Here is a 3,547-nt window from a genome sequence, read left to right on the forward strand (position 1 = left end):
ACTATATCCCTCAAAAGCCCCTGGTAAAGCGTCCTCAGGTAAGGTAAATATTTCTCTTCCAAATATTCATCCTTTATTAAATGTCGCATATTGGCTATAAGTGTTACTTTCTCTTCTAATGTCGCCTCCAATACCTTCCGTGATAGAAAGGTATCATCCATTGTCTTAAGGTTAATCTCTGCAAGTTTGGCTAATGCCTTTTCTGTTTTTTTACCCGTAATCAAAGGAAAGATAAAAGGAATGTCAGAAACAATCTCTGCCAGTCTCATATAGTCGCCGTGTTCTACAATATCCTGGAGATAATTATTTATGTAATATAGATAAGGATAGAAAAGGAGTTGCTGAAGGGGAGACGGGAGCTCTTCGGAGAGTTGATTTAAGAGGGAGTCAATGACACTTAAATTTCTTATTGAGACACCCTTTTCCCCTACGAATTCTGAAAGCCTTTGGATAGGCGAATATAATATGGTTTTTTCTGTCAATGCGGCAAGTTTTGAAAAATGCTTCTTTGTCACTTTATCTGGTTGGCTTACAAAGGTAGTCAGGAGTTCTCTAAATCTCTTTTCTTCAAAAAGGCGGTCGTTCCAGGTGATTACTTTTTTGCGGATTTCTTCTGCAGGAAAAGGGAGCCCTTTTATCTGGGAGAATGCATCTGCTGATATATCCTTTTCGATAAAATCCCTCAACAGGAGAAGGAATTTAATCTCCATCAGCTCAGGATAACGGCTGATTCTCTGAATATTCTTGAAGAATTCGTTTAGACTGGCAGGGAGACGCACTGCTCGCCTGGCCAGCATACTCCATACCTCTTTCCACTCTTTAGGAAGAAACTCACGGTAACCTGTTTTCTCCAGAGACTGAAGCCACTCCCAGTAATGTCCTGATGAGAGAAGTTTTCCCCTTTCCTTTTGTAACCGTCTTCGTTGTCCTTTATTCATTATCTTCAGTAAGCCTTTCTTCAGCCTTTTCTATTTTATGCAGAAGGTTATCTTCCAGGTCATCTATCATTTTATCGCCACCACTTCTAAGTGCATCTTCATAATCATTCCCCAGAAGTTCAATCTCCTTTCTTAAGTTAGCAGGCAATTTTTCATCTTTCATTAGTCTTCGAGCCTTTTGTAATATATAATTCAGTATTTCTTGCTTTTCTTCTTTTCCCTGTCTGTCAACTATCTCTTTACTACGGACATTCAGCGTGACTGTTTTCTTATTATTGTAGCCTTTTTGTTCCACGGTTATATGCACAAGACCTTCTTTGTCATAAGCAAATTCTGTAATTACTGGTGAATCAGCAGGTGCAGGCTTGAGTTCGAAGATAAATTTCCCTACCCGAGAGTTTTCTTTACATGACTGGCTTTCACCCTGATATACCTCTACCATTACAACTTCCTGTTCGTCAACCATGGTAAAATAGACATTAGACTTCCTGACGGGTATTTTGGTATTTCTACGGATGATAGTGGAAAAATAGTCCGCTTCTCCCGTTGTCTCACAAAAATCATCCGCCGTCTTTACCCCTAAAGAATGGGCTGTAACATCGAGGAGGATATGACCGACATCTTCTCCTGCTATAAGGCCGTTCTGGACAGCCGCACCTAATCCCACGCAAAGGTCAGGGTCAACAGAGTGATAGATTGGTCTCTTAAATATTTCGGACAATCTTTCCTGGATAATCGGAGTTCGAGTCGCTCCACCAACAAGTAAAACCTCTCCAATAGCATCAATTGAAAGGTGTGCCTCACTTATTGCCTCATTGACCTTTACAATCGTTTTATCAACAAGGTCACTTATCATCTCTTCATATTCCTTACGGCTCACCTCAATATCGAGATTTACAGGTTCTCCATTGACAATTGCTACAGCTACCTCCTGAACAGTGACATAAGGGCTATCCGATAATGCGATTTTGGTTTTTTCTGCTATTTCCTTCAACCTAACATGCCAGGGGAGGTTGGTATCCGATAGCTCAAGCCCGGTTTTTCTCCTTATTTGACCGAGAAAATAGGCTACCAACCTTTCATCAAAGTCATCCCCACCCAGAGCAGTATCTCCACAAGATGCAAGCACTTCCTTAATTTCTCCTTTTATCTCAAGGATGGAGACATCGAATGTGCCACCACCAAGGTCATAGACCATGATATATGGGCTTTCTACCTTTTCAATAAAGGATACATAGTCATAAACAAGGGAGGCGGCGGTAGGTTCATTAATTATCCTCAGTACCTCAAGCCCTGCTAATTCTCCAGCAGATATAGTTGCACGACGCTGGGCATCATTAAAATATGCTGGCACCGTAATTACTACCTTTTTAATATCCTGGCCAAGTTTAGCAGATGCCTTATCAACTAAGTATTTAAGGATAAAAGAAGATATTTCTTCAGGGGAAAAGGATTTTGCGCCAATGGATACCTTTATCTCTTTTCCCATCTGACGCTTTATTGACCTGACTGTAGCTCCCGGAAATGCCATAAGTCTATTTTTGGCTTGTTTTCCAACGAATATATGGCCTGTTGCTTCATCAAGACTGACTACTGATGGAACAATTGCCAGACCATCTTCAATCTCTATGGGAACAGATTTCCCGTCTTTAAGATAAGCAATGCAAGAATTTGTAGTCCCCAGATCTATCCCACACATTGGTTCTTTCATAAAATATCCCTCCTATTGTCGTGTTGAACAAATAACGCACGGAATTTGATTCTGGTAACTGGTGATTGGTAACTGGTAATTAAATACCGTTCGGCTGATCTCAGGACGAAACTATTTAACCAGTTACCAGTTACCAATTATCCATTTGCAGGTTATGAAATCTGATGATACGCCGTGCAAAACTTACTCAACACTAGTTTTTTGTAATCGTTCAGGGTAGTGTAAATAGGAAAAATAACCTCTTTCCTTATATTACACTCTGAATACTTACAAATTATCTAACCACAACCTTTGCTGGTCGGATCAGTTTCTGTTTATAGAAATAGCCAGGTTGAATAACCCTTTCTACCAGCAGAGGAGAAGTATCTTGAGAGAGTCTCTCTACAGCGTTATGAAGGGAAGGGTTAAATTCTACCTCTGTCTGACATACAATTGACAGCCCAACCGTTTCAAGCAAAGAGTCTATCTTTTGCCGAACAATAGCCATAACTTCAAGCCAGGTTTGTTGCAAAGGAAGATTGTCTGTTAGAGTTGCCTGTAGATGGAAAAAGGCATCGGATAAATCAATAAACCTTTCGATATCCTCTTTTCTTTCGGTAAATTCCTTTTCTGATAGCCGTTCAAGAATCTCTTCTTTGAACATCTCTACAAAAAGCCCCTGTTTACGAAGAGCTTTTTTTATCTCCCCTACTTCTTCTATTATCTCGTGTTTAGAGTTTCCAATCTTATAATTTATGTCATTCGATAACTCGGATAACTTATCTTTAATATTTCCTGTAAAAAAGAATCGTTTTATCTTAGACCACATTATATTCCTTTCATAACTATTTAGCCATTAGAAGGAATGGTTAAATAGCATTGGAAATTGGTAACCGTTCAGGCTATATATCAAAAGTGT

General features: G+C 39.6%; 3 protein-coding genes. All 3 read right to left on the bottom strand.

The annotated features are described in order from the left end of the window. Positions 1 to 938, bottom strand: a 938-nt coding sequence (locus AB1414_17620; protein ID MEW6609235.1) for a hypothetical protein, incomplete at its 3' end; no start/stop codon positions are given. After that, positions 931 to 2,649 (bottom strand): Hsp70 family protein, encoded by a 1,719-nt coding sequence (locus tag AB1414_17625; GenBank protein ID MEW6609236.1) that lies wholly within the window; start codon positions 2,647 to 2,649, stop codon positions 931 to 933. The genes AB1414_17625 and AB1414_17620, both read right to left, overlap by 8 nt. A gap of 274 nt (positions 2,650 to 2,923) precedes the next feature. Next, positions 2,924 to 3,457 (bottom strand): nucleotide exchange factor GrpE, encoded by a 534-nt coding sequence (gene grpE, locus AB1414_17630; GenBank protein ID MEW6609237.1) that lies wholly within the window; start codon positions 3,455 to 3,457, stop codon positions 2,924 to 2,926. Positions 3,458 to 3,547: the final 90 nt, after the last annotated feature.

Source organism: bacterium, from assembly GCA_040755795.1.
Classification (GTDB): Bacteria; UBA9089; CG2-30-40-21; order CG2-30-40-21; family SBAY01; genus JBFLXS01.

Excerpts from the sequence above, each read along its gene's own strand:
- AB1414_17625 (MEW6609236.1), bottom strand. The coding sequence starts at position 2,649 with ATGAAAGAACCAATGTGTGGGATAGATCTGGGGACTACAAATTCTTGC.
- grpE (MEW6609237.1), bottom strand. The coding sequence starts at position 3,457 with ATGTGGTCTAAGATAAAACGATTCTTTTTTACAGGAAATATTAAAGAT.